The organism is Oleiphilus sp. HI0128, assembly GCF_001635365.1.
In genome coordinates, this window is sequence record NZ_LWGG01000563.1 from 1 (window position 1) to 684 (window position 684).

Annotated in this window: 1 protein-coding gene; it reads right to left on the minus strand. The window is 44.6% G+C overall.

What is annotated here, in order from left to right:
• Positions 1 to 684, minus strand: a 684-nt coding sequence (locus A3763_RS06650; RefSeq protein WP_197482817.1) for an alanine racemase, incomplete at both ends; no start/stop codon positions are given.

Consider the following 684-nt stretch of genomic DNA (forward strand, 5'->3'; position numbering starts at 1 on the left):
AAGTTGGGCTTCCCCCTGCGTTTAAACATAGCCCTTCATGAGAACCAAATACTTCGTCAACCACATTAACAAAACGCTGATAGCTACTTTTTGCAGCACGAGCCACGACAGCCCTTCCTTCCAAAATATTAAGCGCCTTGGCAACGTGGTAGTCGTAACCCATTAGTCCGCTAAGGCTCAATAAATCAGATTGTTTAATACGCTCTAGACAAGACCTAAACTCACTCATGTCAGCAAAGCCACCACGATGCAAACCCACGTCGACCTCAAGGTTAACCTTCATCTTGAGCCCTGACTCTAAAGCAACAGCCTCGTACTCGTTCAAGCGTTCATTTGAGTCAATCAGCCATTGAACTTGCTCTGCTGGCTCAAAGTCTAGCGGCTCACCTTGCTTCTCATACCACTGATAGAAAGCTCTAAGCGCCATGACAGGCATAGGTTTTCCTAACAACAAGTCCGGCTTTACGGGCCATTTATGCTCTGCAATATGTATAAGAAAAGGAAGGTGAAAGCACATTAAACGAGAGGAATTAGTTTCGGACAGTATATATTCCAGCATAGGAATACTGGGTAAAGATTTTGCCACCACTCGATAGGCAAACCCTTTTTCTAGGGTTTCTTTCAAGCGTGCAATATTTTCATCCAACAAAGATTTATCGACAAGCAGTACAGGGCTAGCAAGGC